Raw genomic sequence first — 18,527 nt, 5'->3', positions numbered from 1 at the left:
CGCCGGCAGAGGCGGCTCCGCGCTCTCCCTAAGACGCTTGCCCGGGTGCGGTCCTGGACAGCGGCGCGGCCACCCGGTCGCCGGGCTCTCGCTCACGGAGGGCCTCGGCCGGCCCGGGTTGCCGGCTCCGCGGGATGACCGGCCAAGCCGACTCGACGACTGCCGTCGGGTTCGTGGTCCGCCGCAGATACGCCTGCAGAGAGGCCGACTGCTCGGCCGCCGCGCGCACCTGGAGCTCATGCAGGTCCGTCAAGGACATCATCCCGACGTGCCGGTGCTTCTCGCCCATGCGTCGCACCACACGGGCGGCAGCCACCGCGTCCGCCCTCGCGTCGTGCGCGTCGTCGAGCGAGACGCCGTAGTGCGCGCACAACGCGTGCAGGGCGCGCTTCCCCTTCCGATACTTGTCGACGTGCTTGTCGAGCACCAGGGGGTCGATGACCGGCGAGGGCACGCCGCCCAGTCGCTCAGTGATCGACTCCAGCCCGTACCGCCGGCACTCACGGTCCAGCAAGGACAGGTCGTAGCGCGCGTTCATCACGACCAGGGGTGTCCCCGAGCGCAGGACCTCGGCGACGGCCCGGGTGATGTCCTCGACCGCGGACGACGGCGGGACTCCGTGCTCGCGGGCATGGTCCGTCGAGATGCCGTGGATCGCCGAAGCCTGTTCGGGTATCGCCACCCCGGGATCGAGCAGCCAGGTCCGCTCCGCCGAGATGGTCCCGTCCGGCTCCAGTCGCACGACCGCCGCGGTGACGATGCGATCGGTCTCGACGTCCGTACCCGTGGTCTCCAGGTCGAAGGCCACCAAGGGCCCGGTGATCCAGCTCATCACACGGCCCCCGCCCCGGCGTGGGCAGGAACCCGGCATCCTGCCGGCGGACGAGACGCCTGGGGCAGGACTGAGGCGCGCGGATGAGACACGGCGCTGTGGACGACGGCCGGCACGCCCGCGCTCCGGTGACCGGTGAGGACGCCGGCGGTCGTGTCGGCGACCTGGTCGGCGGGGCCGCCCTCGGCCGACCGCCCCCTGCGCCCTTGCGGCACTCCGTCCCTGACCTCGATCACGACTCCCGTGACGATGCGTGCCTCGCGCGGGTCGGTGCCCGTCGCCTCCAGGCCGAAGCCGATCAGCGGCTCCCGGTGCCAGCCCATGGGTGGCCCCCCTTCTGTGTGGTGCGTTCCCCCAGTGGTTCCTACCTTCGCACGCACCACTGACAACCCGAGGGCCGCATTCCGTTTGTGATCACGGACAGTTCACGACACCGGGCGCGAATCCACCCACATCTGCTCGAACTCCTCGCGGTACGTGGGAAACAGTCCGCCTTCTTCGACCTCGTCCGGTTTGACCACCTTGCTGCCGTTGCGCAGTACCAGCACCGGTGCTTCCATCCCCCGGGCCCGGCGCAGATGGTTCTGCACCACGCCGACGCCGTCGGCGCCGTCCCCGTCGACGAGGTACGCCGTACAGCGGGGTGTCTCGTCGTACACGTGGATCTCGAAGGCACCCGGGTCGCGCAGCCGGGACCGCACCCGGCGCATGTGGAGGATGTTCATCTCGACCGCGCGGCCCAGCTCCCCGCGTTTGAGACCGAGTTCGCGCTCGCGGCGCTTGACCGCGCTGGAGGCCGGGTTCAGGAACAGCAGCCGCACCCGGCAGCCGGCCTCGGCGAGCCGCACCAGGCGGCGCCCGGAGAAGTTCTGCACCAGCAGGTTGAGGCCTATACCGAGGGCGTCCAGGCGGCGGGCACCGCCGAAGATGTCCTCGGCCGGGAACTGGCGCAGCAGTCGCACCCGGTCGGGGTGGACGGCGACCACGTCCGCGTACCGGTCGCCGACCAGGTCCTCCACCGCATCGACGGGCAGCCGGCGTGCGGACGGCACGTCCCCGTCCGCGCCGAGCATCTCCAGCAGCCGCGCGGAGGCCCGCTCGGCCTGGTTCAGCACCGCTTCGGACAGCGCCCGGTTGCGGGAGACGACATTGCGGGTCACCTCGAGCTCGTCCAGGGCGAGCTCGACGTCCCGGCGGTCGTCGAAGTACGGCTCGAAACAGGGCCAGTGCTGGACCATCAGCTCGCGCAGCTGTGGAAGCGTGAGGAAGGAGAGGACGTTGTCGTCTGCCGGGTCGAGCAGATAGCCCTTGCGGCGGCTGACCTCGCGCACCGCGACCGCGCGCTGCACCCACTCCTGCCCGGCGGGTCCTGCTGCGGCGACCACCCAGTCGTCGCCGTGGACGGGCTCGTAGACGGGCCGCAGCACGGCGGCCACGACCGAGCGCAGCCGCTGCTCGACGAGGTTCAGCCATATGTAGGCGCGGCCGGCCCGCTGGGCACGGGTCCGCACCTCGCGCCAGGCGTCGACGTCCCAGTCCAGGTCCGGCCCGATCGAGCCCGCATCCATCGGCCGCGCCAGGGACACCGCACCGGGCGGGACGTCCGTGGAGTTCCCCTCATGACCCTGGTCACCAGGGGGCAGCTCCAGCCCTCCCGAGCCCACCCGCGCACCGCCTTCCACTCCCCCGAGCACTCCCAGCCCCAACGATCAAGGAGAGTACTCCGCTTGCGGTGTGCGGTGCAGCCTGATGGCAGTGTCGTTTCTCAACTTCCGCCTTCCACACCACTGTTCTGGTATGCCCGTCTGCGGCGAGTGCACGAAGTCACAACACGCACACGGAGGTTGCGGCCGGGGCACCTGCGTGGAGATCCGCGAGGCCACGGAGAGACCACGTTGCACCGGCCTGCCCTTCTCCGACACGAAGGCGGCCCCACAGCGGCACGACAGCAGACCCGACAGCGGTATGACGACAACACGGCGACGGGACGACACGGCAACACTCCGGGCCAAGGCGCCCCACCGGCGCCGTACACCTGAAAGAGTCGTGTCCATGCAGGTCTGGCCTGGCGAGGCGTATCCCCTCGGTGCCACGTACGACGGCGCCGGCACGAATTTCGCGGTCTTCACGGAGGCCGCGGACCGAGCAGAGCTGTGTCTGTTGCACGACGACGGCTCCGAGACGGCGGTCGAACTGCGCGAGAGCGACGCGTTCGTACGGCACGCGTACCTGCCCGGCATCATGCCGGGACAGCGGTACGGCTTCCGTGTCCACGGGCCGTACGCCCCCGAACGGGGGCTGCGCTGCAACTCGGCGAAGCTGCTGCTCGACCCGTACGCGCGTGCGATCAGCGGGTCGGTCCGGTGGGGCGAGGAGGTGTACGGCTACCACTTCGACGCGCCCGACCGGCGCAACGACCTGGACTCCGCACCGCACACCATGACGTCGGTCGTGGTCAACCCGTACTTCGACTGGGGCGACGACCGGCGGCCCCGGACGGAGTACCACCACACGGTGATCTACGAGGCGCACGTCAAGGGTCTCACCATGCGCCATCCGGGACTGCCGGAGGAGCTGCGCGGCACTTACGCGGGCCTCGCGCACCCGGCGACGATCGAGCACCTGACCGAACTCGGCGTGACGGCACTGGAGCTGATGCCGGTTCACCAGTTCGTCAACGACCACCGCCTGGTGGACATGGGCCTGAACAACTACTGGGGCTACAACACCATCGGATTCTTCGCCCCGCACAACGCCTACGCGTCCTGGGGCGACCGCGGTCAGCAGGTGCTGGAGTTCAAGTCGGCGGTGAAGGCGCTGCACGAGGCCGGGATCGAGGTCATCCTCGACGTCGTCTACAACCACACCGCCGAGGGCAACCACCTGGGTCCGACGCTGTCTTTCAAGGGCATCGACAACCCCTCGTACTACCGGCTGGCCGACGACCCCCGCTATTACATGGACACGACGGGCACCGGGAACTCCCTGCTCATGCGGTCCCCGCACGTCCTCCAGATGATCATGGACTCGCTGCGGTACTGGGTCACCGAGATGCACGTCGACGGGTTCCGCTTCGACCTCGCGGCGACCCTGGCGCGGCAGTTCCACGAGGTGGACCGGCTGTCGTCGTTCTTCGACCTGGTGCAGCAGGACCCGGTGGTCTCCCAGGTGAAGCTGATCGCCGAGCCGTGGGACGTGGGCGAGGGCGGCTACCAGGTGGGCAACTTCCCGCCGCTGTGGACCGAGTGGAACGGCAAGTACCGGGACACCGTGCGGGACCTGTGGCGGGGCGAGCCGCGCGCGCTCGCCGAGTTCGCCTCCCGGCTGACCGGCTCGTCCGACCTGTACCAGGACGACGGGCGGCGCCCGCTGGCCTCGATCAACTTCGTGACCTGCCACGACGGCTTCACCCTGCACGACCTGGTCTCGTACAACGACAAGCACAACACCGCCAACGGCGAGGACAACCGGGACGGCGAGAGCCACAACCGCTCCTGGAACAGCGGCACCGAGGGTGACACCGACGACCCGGACGTGCTGCGGCTGCGCGCCCGTCAGATGCGGAACTTCATCGCGACGCTGATGCTCTCCCAGGGCGTGCCGATGATCAGTCACGGCGACGAGGTCGCCCGCACCCAGGGCGGCAACAACAACGCCTACTGCCAGGACAACGAGCTGGCCTGGCTCGACTGGCCCTCGGAGCGGGAGGGGCAGCGGCGCCGGAAGGGCCGGGACGAGCGGGAGAAGCACGGCGGCGACACCGGCGGGGAGGGCAGCGCGGACTGCGGCACGGACGGCAGTGACGACGTCCGCCTGCGGATGCTGGCCTTCACGCGCGCGATGGTGTGGCTGCGCAAGAACCACCCGGTCTTCCGCAGGCGCCGTTTCTTCCACGGACGGCCGGTCGCGGGCACCCACGACGACCTGTCCGACATCGCCTGGTTCACCCCCGAGGGGATGGAGATGACCCAGCGGGACTGGGACCGGGCGCGCGCCTCGGCGCTGACGGTGTTCCTCAACGGCAACGCGATCTCGGAGCCCGGCCGGCGCGGGGAGCGGATCACGGACGACTCGTTCCTGCTGATGTTCAACGCCTCCCCCGGCCCGCTGGAGTTCGTGGTGCCCGTCGACCACGGCCGGCAGTGGCAGGTGGTCGTCGACACCGCCCGCGAGGACGTGGTCCCACCGGGCACCGGCCCGAAGGTGCGGGCCGGCGCCCGGCTGTCCCTGACCGACCGGAGCCTGACGGTGCTCCAGCGGCCGGCGTGACGGACAGCGGCGTGGAGGGGGCGTGGAGGGGTGGCGCGGCCGGTGGCGCAGCAGCGGAGGGACTGTTGACAGGAAAGGCGGCAGGGCGGGTACTTAGATCTGCATGACCCCTGAGCGACCTGAGCCCGCGGTGCCCACCGCCACGTACCGGCTGCAGTTGCAGCCCGACTTCCCCTTCGCCGCCGCGGCGGCCGCCGTGCCGTACCTGGCCTCGCTCGGAGTGTCCCATCTGCATCTGTCGCCGGTCCTGGAGGCGGTGCCGGGCTCGCGGCACGGCTACGACGTGGTGGACCACGCGCGCGTGCGCGGGGAACTGGGCGGCGAGCAGGCGCTGCGGAGCCTGTCGCGCACCGCGCGGGAGCACGGTCTCGGCCTGGTCGTGGACATCGTCCCGAACCACATGGCGATGTCCCCGCGCCACAACCGGGTCCTGTGGGAGGTGCTGCGCGAGGGGCCCTCGTCGCGCCACGCGCGGTGGTTCGACATCGACTGGGAGGCGCAGGGCGGCCAGGTGCTGCTGCCGGTGCTGGGCGGACCGCTCGGCGCGGAGCTCGGCCGGCTGAAGGTGGACGGCGATGTGCTGCGCTACCACGACCACGCGTTCCCGCTGCGCGAGGGCACCGCCCACCTGCCGCTGCCGCAGCTCCTGGACGCCCAGTGGTACCGCCCCGCCTGGTGGCGGCTGGCCCGCACCGAGCTCAACTACCGCCGGTTCTTCAGCATCTCCGAGCTGATCGGCGTGCGAGTGGAGGACCCCGAGGTGTTCGAGGCCACCCACGCCAAGATCCTCCAGCTGCTGCGCGAGGGAGTCGTCGACGGGCTGCGGGTCGATCACCCGGACGGGCTCGCCGACCCGGACGAGTATCTGCGGCGGCTGCACGAGTCGACCGACGGCCGCTGGACCGTGGTGGAGAAGATCCTCGCCGACGGCGAGCCGCTTCCCGCCTCCTGGCCGGTCGCGGGCACCACCGGTTACGACGCCCTGCGGCACGTGGACGGCCTGTTCACGGACCCGGCGGGGGCCGGGGAACTGCTCGGCCAGTACCGGCGGTTCGCGGCACCGCAGCCGGACCGGGGCGGCGAGTGGGAGGCTACGGCGCGTCGGACCGCGTACAAGGTGCTCACGCACGAGCTGTCGGCCGAGGTGGACCGGCTGACCCGGGTCGCCCACCGCGTGTGCGCGGCCTCGCCCGAACCCGCGCTGCGGGACCGTGCGCCCTGGGCCCTGCGCACCGCGCTCGAGGAACTGCTGGTGCGGCTCGAGGTGTACCGCCCCTATGCCTCCGTGGACCCGGCCGGCGTGGTCACCGAGGAGGCCGCGGCCGGCGCCCGGCGCGCCTTCGCCGTCCCCGAGGAGGCCGGGGTGGTCGATGTCGTACGGGATCTGGTGCTCGGGCGGTACGGCGACGGGCCGGGGCAGGTGGAGTTCCGTACGCGGTTCGCGCAGACCGCGTCGGCGCTGCGGGCCAAGTCGGTGGAGGACACGGCGTTCTACCGCTACGTGCCGCTGCTGTCGGCGACGGAGGTGGGCCAGAACCCTGGCTCTCCGGCGCTGTCCCCGGAGCGGTTCCACGCGTACTGCGCGCGCGTGCAGCGCGACTGGCCGGCGACCGGGACCGTCGTCTCCACGCACGACACCAAGCGCAGCGCCGATGTGCGGGCCGCACTCCATGTGCTCACCGAGTGTGCCGGACGGTGGGCGGACGTCCTGACCGAGGTGACCCACGTCGGCGAGGGCGTACCGGACCCGCAGCTGGCGTGGGCGGCCTGGCAGACGGTGTTCGGACTGGGGCCGGCGGACCCGGAGCGGGTGACGGGTGCGCTGCTCAAGCATGTGCGCGAGGCGGGCCTGCACACGAGCTGGACGGAGCAGGAACCGGCGTACGAGGAGGCGGTGGCCCGGTTCGTGGCGGCGGGGCCGTGCGGGGCCACGGGCGAACGGGTCGCGCAGTTCCGGGCCTCACTGGAGCCGTACATCCACGCGAACGTGCTGGGCGCCGCCCTGGTCCATCTGACGATGCCGGGCGTGCCCGACGTCTACCAGGGCACCGAGTCCGAGTACCGGGCCCTGGTGGACCCGGACAACCGGCGCGCGGTGGACTTCCCGGCCGGGGCGGTGGGAGGCGACGACGGCGAGGACGCGGTCGGCAGCGGCAAGGCGGCGGTGACACGGGCCGCGCTGCGCTTGCGGGGGCGTCGGCCGGAAGTGTTCGGTGACACGGCGTCGTACGAGCCGCTGGCCGCCGAGGGGCCCGGGGCGGCGCACTGCGTGGCGTTCGTGCGGTCCGGTGTGGTGCTGACCGCCGTGACCCGGCTGTCGCTGCGGCTGACGGAGGCAGGTGGCTGGCGGGAGACTCGGCTGGCGCTGCCACCGGGCCGGTGGGCCGACGTGCTGGAGCCCGGACGGGAGTTCACCGGGCACGCGCGCGTGGCGGAGCTGTTCGAGCGGTCACCGGTGGCACTGCTGGAGCGCGCCGGAGAGCCGGGCGTGGCGTAGGACCCCGCCCGGGTGGAACACGGCGGTGCGGGTGCCGGTCATGTGCGCCGCGTGCGCCCCCTGGAGCCTCCCCCGTCGCACTCTTGACACCGGTCCGTGACCGTGGGGTACTGCGATGTGCGACGACGGGTGGTGGACGGGGGGTGGGTCTCCTGCCGGAGCTGCGCTACCCGACGGTGGCCGAACTCGTTTCCTCCTCCCGCGCACTGACGGTCCGACGGCCCGGCCTGTGCGTCCTGCGGCAGGTGGGACTCTCCCGCGCGGGGCGGCCGCTGTACCTGCTGTCCGTGGGCCACGCCCGGCGTGCCGTGCTGGTGGTCGCGGGTGCCCATGCCAACGAGCCGGCCGGCGGGGGCACACTGCTCGCGCTGGCCCGGCGGGTCGTGGCGGAACGGGAGCTGCGGGACGACACGTCCTGGCACTTCCTGCTGTGCGCGGACCCCGACGGGGCGAGCCTCCATACGGCGACGGAGCCGGACAACCTGTACGACTATCACTTGGGCTTCTTCCGTCCCGCCGGCCGGGAACAGCCGGAGTGGGCCCCGTCGGTACTGCCACCCGACCGGCTGCCGCCCGAGACCCTGGCCCTGACCGGGGTCATCGACGAGCTGCGGCCCTACCTCCAGGTGTCGCTGCACGGGACCGATCTGGGCGGCAGCTGGGTCCAGTTGACGAGGAACGTGCCGGGGCTCGCCGAGCCGTTCGGCAAGTCCGCCGCGGAGCTGCACATCCCGGTGGAGACGGGCGCCTCGGACGCGGCGGGCTGGCCGGCGTCCGGTCCCGGGGTGCGGGTGATGCCCCCGGCGGAGGCCGGGCCGGTGTATCCGAGCCTGCCGGACGACGCGCGGCACAGCACCTGGTACCGCACACACCGGTACGGCGGTCTGACGGCGGTCGTCGAGGTACCGATGTGGGCCGGTGGCCTGGTGGACGATCCGGAGCCGCATCCGGCTCCGGCCGAGGCGCTGCGGCATCTCGCGGACCGGCTGCTGCGGGACGCGCGCGAGGTGCGGCAGGTGCTGGAGGAGGCCCGGCCCGGGGCCATGGAGGGCGCCGGTACCGCCGGTGGTCCGCTGCTGCGGGCGGCCACCTGGGGGCTGGAGCTGGTCCCGGGGCTGGCCGGAGACCTGGTCCGTACCCGGCCGCCCGACGGCACCAGGGCGTACGTGGCCAGCGTGGACGCGTTCACGCGCCGGGTGCCGCTGCGGGCGGCGGCGATGCTACGGCGGGAGCTGCGGGAGAGCGACACGCACGCGGCGGCGCGTCTCGAGCGCCTGGTCGCCTTGTGGAGCGACTCGTTCGCCGTGCACTTCCGGGCCCGCCGGGTGCCCGTGGCACACCAGGTGGAGCATCAGGTCCGCACCGTCGTGGCGGCGGCGCTGCACGCCCGCGCGGGTACGGGTGCGGGAACGGGCTGAAGCCGCCCGCTCCCCCACCTCATGAGGGCTGCGGCCCGTCCAGGGCGAACACGGAGCCGGTCCGGGCCTCCATCGCGCACCGGTTCGAGAAGGTCTCCGTGTACTCGACCGGCTGTCCCCGCCACTGCCCGCGCGCGTGCGCGGTCACCGGGGCGTAGACCATCGGACAGTACGTGTCCCGGGCCGGGATGCCGGTGATACGCCCGTTCACCGCGGCGAGTTCCGCGCAGGCGTCGGCCGCGCGCGGGTGGCCCTGGGGCGGGTCGCAGAGGAGCAGGCGGCCGGGTACCGTGCCGGTCCGGGTCTCGCCCTGGTCGACGCCGAGGACGAGCCAGCTGTCGGAGGTGTCGGCGCCCCGGGGGCCCGGGTCCGCCTGCGCGGGGGTGGGTGCAAGGCAGGCGAGGAGGGCGGTCGCCGCCAGCAGCGCGCCCCGCACCGCTTTCAGTGAGGTGTACGTCATTCCAGATGCATCGGCACGACGGTGCCGGAACCCCAGCCCGGCTCACCCGAACGGGAAGGTGTGCCGGGGTGCCGCGCGGCCGGCTCGAACACGGCGACCACGACCCGCGCCTGGTACTCGACCTGACGTGCGACCGGGATCCAGCGTGTCTCGCAGGTGTCGCGGTGGTCGGCGCACCGCGCGTCGATGAGCCGGTCCAGTTCCGGCAGTACCCCGGCCGGATCGCGGCCGGCGGTCGTGACCAGCTGGTGCAGCAGTCCCGCGGGGCGCAGCGCCGGCCGACGGCCGGCGCTGGTGAGCGCCGTCAGCCGGGCGGTGTTCATGGGCGGGAGCGGGCGGACACCGCTGACGCCGGTGCCGGGGTCCCCCGTGCCGTGCCCGGCGCCAAGGAACCCGGTGCCACGGACTGTCCGGCCGTGCTCGGACGGTCAGTCCGCCGTGAGCCGGTACGTCATCCGCCCGAAGCCGATCTGGTCGCCCTCCCGGACGACGGCCGCGCCGACCACCCGACGCCCGTTCACTGTCGTGCCGTTGGTGGAACCGAGGTCCCGCAGCACCCACAGGCCGCCCTGCTGACGGAGTTCCGCGTGCGCGCGGGAGACCGTCTCGTGGTTGAGCCTCAGCCCGTTGGCGGGGTCGCGCCCTATGCGCAACGGGTGGGCGGTCGCCGGATGGGGCAGCAGCAGCTTCGGCAGCCGCTCGGCCCGCCATGCCCCGCGCAGCCGTACCGTGAACCCGGAGACCGCCTCCACGGAGGAGAACACCAGGCGCGAGAAGCGGCCCTCGGTGGGCAGGTCGGCGGTGAGCGGGACGAGTTCGTCGGAGCGCTGGGCCGCGAGCGCCAGCTCCATGCGCCGGATGAACGTGTCGTGGGACAGCCGCCCCACCGCGACGCCGTCCCGCAGTACCTTCAGCGCCTTGTCGCGCTCCATGTCGGAGAGCCGCGCGGGGTACGTATTGAACTCGAATGACGACGTCACGTTGCTGATTGTCGGCCAGCACGGGCCGGACTGTCCAGGAGACGACAGAAGCACCGCACGGCCGCCCCCACTCCTGAGGCGGCGACACCCGCCGCAAAGGGAACATTCACCGGCGGATCGATCTCCGATGCAGCACGATGTACGAGCTACGTCACGGTGAGCAGACGAAGGGGAACCGTCCGTGCAGTTCGAGGTGTGGGCACCGCAGGCCGGCGACGTGACGCTCCAGTGCGACGGCGTCACGCGCGCGTTGACGCGCGATCCGGAACGGGAGGGATGGTGGCGGGGTGAGGCGGACGCGCGGGACGGCTCCCGGTACGGCTTCGCCCTGGACGGTGGGCCGGTACTGCCCGATCCGCGCTCGCGCCGGCAGCCGGACGGGCCGGACGGGGAGAGCGCCGTCGTCGACCACGACGCGTTCGCCTGGCGCGCGGCCTGGGACGGGCGCCCGCTGCCCGGCGCCGTCCTGTACGAGCTGCATGTGGGCACGTACACGCGCGAGGGCACGTTCGACGCCGCCGCCGAGCGGCTGGAGCATCTCGCCGGGCTGGGCGTCACCCATGTGGAGCTGATGCCGGTGTGTCCCTTCCCCGGCCGTCACGGGTGGGGGTACGAGGGGGTCTCGCTATGGGCGGTGCACGAACCGTATGGGGGACCCGAGGCGCTGAAGCGCTTCGTCGACCGGGCGCACGCCCTGGGTCTGGGCGTCGTCCTCGACGTGGTGCACAACCATCTGGGGCCCTCCGGGAATTATCTTCCGCGGTTCGGCCCGTACTTCACCGACACCCACCACACTCCGTGGGGCGCCGCCGTCAACCTGGACGCCCCCGGCTCGGACGAGGTGCGGGCGTTCCTCGTTCAGAGCGCGCTGGCGTGGCTGCGGGACTACCGGATCGACGGGCTGCGGCTGGACGCGGTGCACGCGCTGGCGGACACGCGCGCCTACCCCTTCCTGGAGGAGCTGGCGGCGGCCGTGGACGCCCTGTCGGCCGACACCGGCCGACCGCTGTTCCTGATCGCCGAGTCGGACCGGAACGATCCCCGGTACATCACGCCCCGCGCGGACGGCGGCCACGGACTGCACGCCCAGTGGAACGACGACTTCCACCACGCCCTGCACGCCGCGCTGACCGGTGAGGCGCAGGGCTACTACGCCGACTTCGCGCGCGCCCCGCTCGCGGCGGTCGCCAAGACGCTCTCCGGCGGCTTCTTCCACGACGGCACGTACTCCTCGTTCCGCGGCCGGCGGCACGGGCGGCCCCTGGACCGTACGCGCATCGCCGGGCACCGCCTCCTCGGCTACAGCCAGACCCACGACCAGATCGGCAACCGGGCCCGGGGCGACCGGCTGGCCGCGCTGGTCTCCCCCGGCGTGCTGGCCTGTGCGGCGGCCCTCACGCTGACCGCTCCGTTCACGCCGATGCTGTTCATGGGCGAGGAGTGGGCGGCGGGCACGCCCTGGCAGTTCTTCACCGACCACACCGACGCCGAACTCGCCGAGGCCGTGCGCGACGGCAGACGGCGGGAGTTCACGGCGCACGGCTGGGCCGCGGCGGACGTGCCCGACCCGCAGGACCCCGCCACCCGCGACCGCTCCTGCCTGGACTGGTCGGAGCCGGAACACGAGCCCCACGCGCGCATGCTGGCCTGGTACCGGCAGCTCATCGCGCTGCGTCACGCGCAGCCGGACCTCACCGACCCCGACCTCGCCGACACCAAGGTGGTCTTCGACGAGGACCGGCGCCGGCTCGCCTTCCGGCGCGGGGACGTGCTGGTGGCCGTGAACCTGGCCGGTGAACCGGCCGCGATCGCGCTGGGCGCCCCGCACGCGCACGTACTCGCCGCCTGGGAGCCCGTCGGGGCACCGGGCGCGGACGGAGTGCTGCACCTGCCCGGCGAGTCCGCGGCGGTGCTGCAGCAGCAGTGAGCGCCCGGGGCGCCGACCCGCGGCACACGGCCGGGGGCACGTCCGCGACACACGTCCGCGGCGCACGTCCGGAGACACATCCGCGGGGCACGTCCACGGCACACGTCCGGAGGCACCTCCGGAGGCACATCCGCGGCACACGTCCGCGGCGCACGTCCACGGGGCACGTCCGGCGGAGTGTTTTCGGCGGGTCACGTCCGCCGGGGCAGGCGGCTCGGGCACGTGGCTATGGCATGTCGTCGGCGCTGCGGAGGTCCGTCACCCGCTCCAGCAGGATCGCCTCCCAGGCCCGGCGCAGCCGGACGCGCAGCAGCGGCGGCGGGCCGGTGCCCCCGCGGCCCAGTGCCTCGGCGAGGTGCAGGACCGCGTCGCAGCGGGCCAGCCACAGGCCGCGCAGACAGGGGCGGGCGCCGTAGCCGGCGAGGGTGGCGGCGCGTACGGCGGCCGGGGATCCCACGGCGAGGGCCAGGCCCGCGATGTCCTCGGCGGGGTCGCCGACCACCGCCCCGGCCCAGCCGAGGACCCCGCGCACCCGGCCCTCGGCGCTGACCACGAGATGCGCGCCCGTGAGGTCGTGATGGACGAGGACCGGCGAGCCGGACTGGGCGGTGAGCTGGACGGCGGCGGAGGGGGTGAGCTGCCGCAGGCGGTGGGGGGCGAACTCGTCGGCGGCGGCCAGCCTTTCGGCGGCCTCTCCGGCGGCCCGGCGCAGGTACTCCAGGGAACGCGGGGAGACACGCGGCACGCCGAACGTCTCCGCCTGCCGCACCGGTACCTCGCGCAGCCCGGTGAGCAGCCCTGCCAGATCGGTCTCACCGACGGCGGACACCCGGTGCTCCTCCGCCGACCCGCCGGACAGCCTGGTGTCCAGGGTGCAGATCAGGCCTGGTGCCCACTCGCCGTGCGCCACGCTCGACGGCACCGCGACCGGGATGTGCCGGCGGACGAGTTCCCGCAGTCGCAGCTCGCGGCGCCGGCGTGTGCTCGTCTCCCGGTCGAGTGCGAGGCGCAGCACCTGCCGGGTGCCGACCCACCAGGTGGCGGGCTCGGCGCCCTCGCCGACGGGCCGCACCTCCGGTCCGTCGGCGGTCTCACCGTCCCCCTCGTCCTTGAGGAGGGTACGGACCAGCCGGCGGACGGTGTCCGCGGTGGGTGTCGGTGCCTGGGTCATGGTCGCGCCGCTGCCGTTCGGTGGGCGGGGAGGGGACGTCGGGGCCGCTCAGTCCACTATGACCGTCTCCCCCTCCGCACGCTCCGTACGGGTAGGAGCCGCGTCGTCGGCGGCGGTGCGGGGCGCGGTGCAGGGCTCGGCACCGGGCGTGGTGCAGGACGCGGACGTACTGCCGGTCATCCGGGCCTCCCGGGGCAGGTGCAGGGGCTATGAGCAGCATCCTGCCCGGCGGGCGGGGGCCGCGCGAGCCGGTGTGCCGTGTTCGTCCGGCGTGTCACCGCGTCCGGTGCTCCTGGGGAGCGGCTCCGCTCACACACGAGCCGGCCATGTCGCACTGACGTGCCCCTTCGGATGCGGTCCCCCGGGTCGCGCCGGCTCCGGCGATACCACTTCCCGGTGCTCAGGTGACGAGGCCGGGGACGGCCGTGAGCTGCTGGAAGCCGCCGCCGCGGTGGCGCACCGTGAGGGCCACCCCGGCACCCGGTCTCGCCCGGACGACCGCGCCCGCCAGGTCGGCGGCCGTGTCGATCCGGGTGCCGTCGAAGGCGAGGAGCACGTCGCCCCGTACCAGGCCCGCCGAGAGCCCCGGACCCGGCACCTGCACGCCGACCACCAGGGCCCCCGGCCCGTTGTCGTCCACGACCTCCACGCCAAGCCTGGCGACGACGGGCGCGGACGCCGAGGCGGGGGCGGTCCCCGCCCCCGACGCCACCGACGGCCCGGGCGACCCGGACGCCCCGGGCGATCCGGACGGCACGTCAACGTCCGCGAATCCCGCCCTGCGCTGCAACCCGGCCAGTCCGTCCGCGCCGACGACCGTGACCCCCATCGCCCCGACACCCACTCCGGACAGCACCAGGACGGTGCCGAGGAGCATCGCGAGCAGTGTGGTGCTCAGTCGCCGCCCCCGCCGCCGTGCGGCATGCGAACGCGGCCGGCCGGAACCGCACCGGGCCCCGGGCCCGCCCCCGTTCCCTTCCCCGCTCCCGTTCCGGTCCGCGCCCCCGCCCGTGTCTCCGGTGCCGGCGCCGGTCGCCCCACGGCCGGGCATCGGCTTGGGTCGCAACGCAGTCTGTTCCATGGATCGCCTCCGCCGGAGTGCTACCCGGATCGACGGGGGCCGACGAGCCACGAAAGAGTGAGACTGACTTCCCCTCAGATACGGGTAATCATGGGCGCCGCGGGTGTGCGGTCCGGGAGGAAGCCGTGGGCCCGGCCCGAGAGCCACGCGTCCTTGTAGCGGTCCACGCTGCGGTGCCAGTGCAGGATGCCCGCCATCCAGTTCTGCAGGTCCAGCACATAGTCCCGCATGATCGCGCGTGCCTCCCGGGACAGTCCGAAGTCCTCATACAGCACGGGCAGCTCATGTGCCACAACATGCTCGAACTGGTCCAGGCGACGGCTCATCAGGTCATGGACGATGCCGAGCGCCGTCGGGTAGTCGCAGCCGAAGAAGTTCTGCACGACGAGGATCGCGTTGTGGATCTCGCCCTCGAACTCGATCTCCTTCTGGTACGAGAAGACGTCGTTGAGGAGGCAGGCGTAGTCGATCGCCGCGTTCTCCAGGGAACGGACCGGGCCGCTGCGGTAGACCTCCGGCGGGACGGCGGGGCCGTGGCCCACCCGGCACAGGCCGAGGGTGAGGTCGGAGCCGAAGGTCTGCCGGCGCATCTCCAGATAGTCGACCGGGTCGGGCACTCGGTGCACGATCTGGTTGCCCAGTTCCCACAGCCAGCTCTCGGTCATGACGTTCACGGCGTTCTTCAGCGGTACCCGTTCCTCCGGTGTCATGGCCGCGGTGGTGCGGCCCCACAGGTCGGCCAGGGCCCGTTCCATGGCGTTGGCCACCGGGGGCACCGGTTCGCCGTCGACGGGCATGCAGTCGGACAGGCGTGCCGTGGTCAGCCTGGCGGTGACCAGGTCCCGGCGGTGGCCGTAGACGAGTGGGTAGTAGTCGTCGCCGTAGGTGCCGAAGGCGAGCCACTGCGCGCTGAGGTCGAGGGCCTCGGGGGTGGCGTCCGGGTCGAGCCCGGCGGAGCACAGGGCGAGGTCATAGGCCTCGAGCTTGTCCTCGTCCCACACGCCTTCGCTCAGGATGCCCGTCCGGTGGCACCACTCGACGAGGGTGCTCCGGGAGGCGTCGAGGTGCGGGCTGAGCGTGAGCGGGAACGGCATGCGGATCTCGGGGATCAGGGACGGGCCGACCTTCTGGTACGGCACATGGGTGTGCGCCCGCAGCCTCGCCGCACCCGCGGCGGCGAGCAGTCCGCGCACGTCGGCGGCCGAGAAACCCGGTCCGGTCGGGCCCGCCCACGGGGCGGTCTCCCGCGCGCCCTCGTTCATGTACCGGCTGGAGCGCATGTGCCATTCGTGGCCGCCGGACTGCCAGTCCTGCAGCCCCTTCGCGTACGCCACGACGGCCATGACCTCGTGCGGGGCGAGGCCCTTCTCCAGAGCGACCGCGGGCACTTCGGTGAACGCGGTGTGCTCGAACTGGTGCAGCCGCGAGGTGAGGATGTCGTTGACGGTGTCGGCGGCCTGCTGGGTGGTGCAGCCGAAGAAGGTCTCCAGGACGAGGACGCCGTTGCTGTTCTCGCCCTCGTCCTCGACCTCGCGCTGGTAGGAGAACAGGTCGTTGCGCAGGTGCACGGCGTCGGAGAACGTCTCCATCAGCACCCTGAGCGGCCTGGTTCCGGCAACAGCGGCGGGCACTTCGGCGGTCGCGTACTCGACGAGCCCCGCCGACCATGGGGCGCCGCCCACCTTGCGGCGCATCTCGATGTACTCGACGGGGTTGGCGATCCGCCCCTCGTTGATGTTGGACAGCTCCCACAGCGACTCGTTGAGAAGGTGCTCCGTGGCGACGGCGAACCGGGCGCGCCAGTCCTCGGACATCGCGGGCACGGTGCGCGCCCACAGGTCGGCGAGGCCCGCCTCGACCGGGTTGCGCGGCTCGGGCACCGGGATCGCCGGGTCCAGCGGCATGAACAGCGGCAGCCGGTCCAGGTGGGCCTTGCCGCCTTCGCGGTCCTGGCTGCGTTTGAACAGTTCCAGGAAGTGGTCGTCGAAGAAGAAGACCCACACGTACCAGTCGGTGATCAGGGAGAGGGCGGGCCCGTCGCAGTCGGGGTGGGTGTAGGCGCAGAGCAGGCCGTAGTCGTGCGCGTCGAGATCGGCCTGCTCCCAGACTCCGGATCCCTCCAGCATGCCCATCTCGCGCGCCCACACCGACGAGTGGGCGCGGGCCTCCTCGAGATACGGGTTCAGCCGCGCGGGGTGCGGCAGGTAGAAGTGCGGAAGTACGAACGGCTGGGTCATGGCCCGGCACTACCCGTGGGCCCGTGCCGGCATCCACCGGCCCGGACATGATCACACCATCGCGTGAACCCTCCCTGAAATGCTGAAATGCCGGAATGTGGGGGTGCCGGTGCGGGAGTGCCGGTGCGGGAGTGCCGACTGCGCGACGCCGCCGCTCCGGTACGGACGTGCGGATCGCTACCGGGTCTATTCGCAGTGCACCGGGCTTCAGTTTGGTGGTGAAGCGAATCTTTGGCCTGCTCTGACCTCAACTGTGTGCACGGATCCGCACTGTTGGCCTCGGCCTGGGTCAGAGCGGCCGGTTCTGCTGCTCGATGTACTGCTTGACGATGCTGAGCGGTGCGCCGCCGACCGACCCGAGGATGTCAAGCCCGTACTTGGATCAGCGCGTGGGTGCCACCGGTGCGCCAGCGCTGTTCCTCGGCCGCGACCAGTGCCTTCTCCGTCGCGGGAGCCAGTCCGGTGACGACGTCGGACTTCAGGGTGCGCAGAGCGGCGACCGGTCCGGGGAAATAGCCGGTGACGTCGGTGAAGGGTGTGGTGGGCGGCCAGGTCCGGTCGCCCACCAGGCGACGGTAGTTGAGGTCGCCCTTGACGAGGGTGACCGCGGCCGGGGCGAAGTCGGCGCGGAGGTCGTCGGGCATCTCCTCGTACGGCAGCGGTGAGCAGGAGAACGGGTGGGCGCGGAGGGTGAGCCGGCCGTCGGAAAGGGCGTCCCAGAGCCTGCGCCCGTAACCGGCCGCCGCTCCCTGGGCCTTGACCAGCCGGCGCAGCGCGTCGACGACGTCGGCCGTCGTGGCGTCGGAGACGTAGTACGGGTACGGCTTGACGTGCAACACCACCCGGCCGATGGTTCCGTGGTCCAGCAGGTGGGCGATGAGCAGGAGATCGGGGACGAGTTCACGTCCGGCGTTGTCGGCGACCAGGACGAGGGTGCCCGCGCGGGAGGCGTCCAGCAGCGACCACAGTCTCTCGCTGTCGTCGGCGACCAGCGCGGGGACGGCTGCCGCGAGGTCGGCCCCCTCGGCGGAGAGCCGGAAGCCGAGGTCGGCGCGGTTGCCCCACAGGGAGCCGTGCAGCAGGGCCTGTCCCTGTTCGTCCGCGGGCCGACCGGCGAGGCCGTCGAGCGCGGCGAGTTCCTCGTCCGTCGCGGACGATTCGAGTTCGGCGCGTTTGGAGGGGCGGAAGGGGTCGATGCCCTGCCAGGGTCCGGGGCCGAAGTAGCCGACTGCTTGAAGCAGTTGGCGGTAGAACCAACTCTCGGACCACAGCCAGGGCACGTCGTACCAGGACTGTCCGGCATACGCGTCCATCCCCCAGGCCGCCCAGCGCTCCCGGTCGTGGGCGTCGGCGGGGAGGGGTTCGATCGTGCCCTCGGTGCAGTTGGCCAACAGGGCGTCGAGCGCGTGCTGTTGCTCAGGTTCGTACGGGAAGGCGTCGCGCACCTGCCGGATGATCGCGGGGTGCCGCTCGGCGAGCACGCTGTGCGGGAACGAGCCGGGCCGGTTGCCGAGGATCACGGGAGCGGTGGGGGTGTCGGGCATGCGGCTCACCGTAACGCGCGGCGCCGTGTGGCGGGATCGGCCGCACCGATGGGACGGAGGGGCCGGGGGAACCGCCCCGGCCGGGGACACCGGCGGGCCTGGCGGGAGCGG

13 protein-coding genes and 2 pseudogenes are annotated in these 18,527 nt (G+C 72.6%); 4 read left to right on the top strand and 11 right to left on the bottom strand.

The window, feature by feature from the left end:
• Positions 1 to 28: 28 nt before the first annotated feature.
• From ACFPZI_RS26405 to ACFPZI_RS26395, 3 genes and pseudogenes are all read right to left on the bottom strand, one after another.
• The gene (locus tag ACFPZI_RS26405) at positions 29 to 832 is read right to left on the bottom strand and encodes a 3'-5' exonuclease (RefSeq protein ID WP_381367708.1); all 804 of its coding nucleotides are present in this window, start codon (positions 830 to 832) and stop codon (positions 29 to 31) included.
• 197 nt (positions 833 to 1,029) lie between these two features.
• Positions 1,030 to 1,155 (bottom strand): annotated as a pseudogene (locus tag ACFPZI_RS26400) (3'-5' exonuclease); the annotation flags it as partial.
• Positions 1,156 to 1,257: 102 nt separating this feature from the next.
• A complete protein-coding gene (locus ACFPZI_RS26395; protein ID WP_381368086.1) occupies positions 1,258 to 2,526 on the bottom strand; it encodes an SAV2148 family HEPN domain-containing protein in 1,269 nt (422 codons plus the stop codon).
• Between the two features lie 358 nt (positions 2,527 to 2,884).
• Between ACFPZI_RS26395 and glgX the strand changes: the two genes are divergently transcribed.
• The 3 genes from glgX to ACFPZI_RS26380 all read left to right on the top strand — a co-directional run bounded on the left by glgX (position 2,885) and on the right by ACFPZI_RS26380 (position 9,016).
• Positions 2,885 to 5,101 (top strand): glycogen debranching protein GlgX, encoded by a 2,217-nt coding sequence (gene glgX / locus ACFPZI_RS26390; protein WP_381367705.1) that lies wholly within the window; start codon positions 2,885 to 2,887, stop codon positions 5,099 to 5,101.
• A 103-nt stretch (positions 5,102 to 5,204) separates the two neighbouring features.
• Positions 5,205 to 7,598 (top strand): malto-oligosyltrehalose synthase, encoded by a 2,394-nt coding sequence (gene treY / locus ACFPZI_RS26385; protein ID WP_381367702.1) that lies wholly within the window; start codon positions 5,205 to 5,207, stop codon positions 7,596 to 7,598.
• Positions 7,599 to 7,741: 143 nt separating this feature from the next.
• Positions 7,742 to 9,016, top strand: a complete 1,275-nt coding sequence (locus tag ACFPZI_RS26380; protein WP_381367699.1) for a M14 family zinc carboxypeptidase — start codon at positions 7,742 to 7,744, stop codon at positions 9,014 to 9,016.
• A 19-nt stretch (positions 9,017 to 9,035) separates the two neighbouring features.
• Here the strand turns inward: ACFPZI_RS26380 and ACFPZI_RS26375 are convergent, their stop codons facing one another.
• The 3 genes and pseudogenes from ACFPZI_RS26375 to ACFPZI_RS26365 all read right to left on the bottom strand — a co-directional run bounded on the left by ACFPZI_RS26375 (position 9,036) and on the right by ACFPZI_RS26365 (position 10,456).
• Positions 9,036 to 9,476 carry an SSI family serine proteinase inhibitor gene (locus ACFPZI_RS26375; RefSeq protein WP_381367696.1) on the bottom strand — a complete coding sequence of 147 codons (441 nt, stop codon included), beginning with the start codon at positions 9,474 to 9,476 and terminating at the stop codon, positions 9,036 to 9,038.
• Positions 9,473 to 9,820, bottom strand: a pseudogene (locus ACFPZI_RS26370) (dehydrogenase); the annotation flags it as partial. The gene ACFPZI_RS26375 and the pseudogene ACFPZI_RS26370, both read right to left, overlap by 4 nt.
• An 84-nt stretch (positions 9,821 to 9,904) precedes the next feature.
• Positions 9,905 to 10,456, bottom strand: a complete 552-nt coding sequence (locus ACFPZI_RS26365) for an FHA domain-containing protein (protein WP_381367693.1) — start codon at positions 10,454 to 10,456, stop codon at positions 9,905 to 9,907.
• 181 nt (positions 10,457 to 10,637) lie between these two features.
• Here ACFPZI_RS26365 and treZ point away from each other — a divergent pair, with 181 nt between their 5' ends.
• On the top strand, positions 10,638 to 12,383 hold the full coding sequence (gene treZ, locus ACFPZI_RS26360) for a malto-oligosyltrehalose trehalohydrolase (protein WP_381367690.1): 1,746 nt from the start codon (positions 10,638 to 10,640) through the stop codon (positions 12,381 to 12,383).
• A 226-nt stretch (positions 12,384 to 12,609) separates the two neighbouring features.
• On the opposite strand, the gene ACFPZI_RS26355 is transcribed toward treZ, so the two are convergent.
• From ACFPZI_RS26355 to ACFPZI_RS26335, 5 genes are all read right to left on the bottom strand, one after another.
• A complete protein-coding gene (locus ACFPZI_RS26355) occupies positions 12,610 to 13,554 on the bottom strand; it encodes an aminoglycoside phosphotransferase family protein (protein ID WP_381367687.1) in 945 nt (314 codons plus the stop codon).
• Between the two features lie 48 nt (positions 13,555 to 13,602).
• The gene (locus ACFPZI_RS26350; protein WP_381367684.1) at positions 13,603 to 13,734 is read right to left on the bottom strand and encodes a hypothetical protein; all 132 of its coding nucleotides are present in this window, start codon (positions 13,732 to 13,734) and stop codon (positions 13,603 to 13,605) included.
• Positions 13,735 to 13,954: 220 nt separating this feature from the next.
• Positions 13,955 to 14,431, bottom strand: coding sequence for a PDZ domain-containing protein (locus ACFPZI_RS26345; protein ID WP_381367681.1), 477 nt, complete (start codon positions 14,429 to 14,431; stop codon positions 13,955 to 13,957).
• Between the two features lie 278 nt (positions 14,432 to 14,709).
• The gene (cyc2, locus tag ACFPZI_RS26340) at positions 14,710 to 16,872 is read right to left on the bottom strand and encodes a germacradienol/geosmin synthase Cyc2 (protein WP_381367678.1); all 2,163 of its coding nucleotides are present in this window, start codon (positions 16,870 to 16,872) and stop codon (positions 14,710 to 14,712) included.
• A 365-nt stretch (positions 16,873 to 17,237) separates the two neighbouring features.
• Positions 17,238 to 18,416, bottom strand: coding sequence for a damage-control phosphatase ARMT1 family protein (locus ACFPZI_RS26335; protein ID WP_381367675.1), 1,179 nt, complete (start codon positions 18,414 to 18,416; stop codon positions 17,238 to 17,240).
• Between the last annotated feature and the right edge of the window lie 111 nt (positions 18,417 to 18,527).

This window comes from Streptomyces chlorus, from assembly GCF_042655885.1.
GTDB lineage: Bacteria > Actinomycetota > Actinomycetes > Streptomycetales > Streptomycetaceae > Streptomyces > Streptomyces chlorus.
The sequence above is the reverse complement of the archived record's forward strand: the minus strand, read 5'-3'. Positions and strand labels throughout refer to the sequence as shown.